Annotated in this window: 1 protein-coding gene; it reads left to right on the top strand. The window is 68.2% G+C overall.

The window, feature by feature from the left end; translation table 11 throughout:
* Positions 1-44: 44 nt before the first annotated feature.
* Positions 45-519 (top strand): hypothetical protein (locus HW130_RS34590; protein WP_177153734.1); only part of this gene is annotated, 475 nt, incomplete at its 3' end.

The raw sequence follows: 519 nt of genomic DNA, 5'->3' as shown, positions 1-519 counted from the left end.
TGATGGACCAGAACACCTGGTGGGCGGATGCCGATCCGGTGCAGATGGTGCATGAGCTGACGCACCAGCTCGGGCTGCGGGACGAGTATCGCGACGCCGACTCCCTGCACCGTCCGCACATTCCGGGGAGCCTGCTCGGTGACCTCAACGCGGACCCCGAGGACTCCTCGCTCGCCGTCGCAGGTCTGCGTGGCCGGCACCTGGCGCTGCTCAGTGCGCTGATCGGGGACGTAACCCCACAGCCGGAGGGAAGCGCGGAGGAGGACAGCGAGCAGACCTGGGACGCGGTACGCACCGGCACCGACCCGGTCCTCCGCGAATCTGTCTGGGTGGATCCGGTCTCCCTGCCCCGACCGTCCGACAGCGGCGCGGCAGTCACCGAAGTCACCGACGTCCCGGCCCGTATGCCGCAGGACTCGGGCGCGACCCCCACCGCTGCCCCCGAACCGGCCCTCGTTCCCCTCAAGTTGGGGAACTTCGAGTTCACCAATTTGAATCAGACGGAGAGGTACGTCGAGA

It is taken from the genome of Streptomyces sp. PKU-EA00015 (assembly GCF_013387495.1).
Lineage (GTDB): Bacteria > Actinomycetota > Actinomycetes > Streptomycetales > Streptomycetaceae > Streptomyces.
Note: the sequence above shows the minus strand (reverse complement) of the source record. Positions and strands in the feature narration are given on the sequence as shown.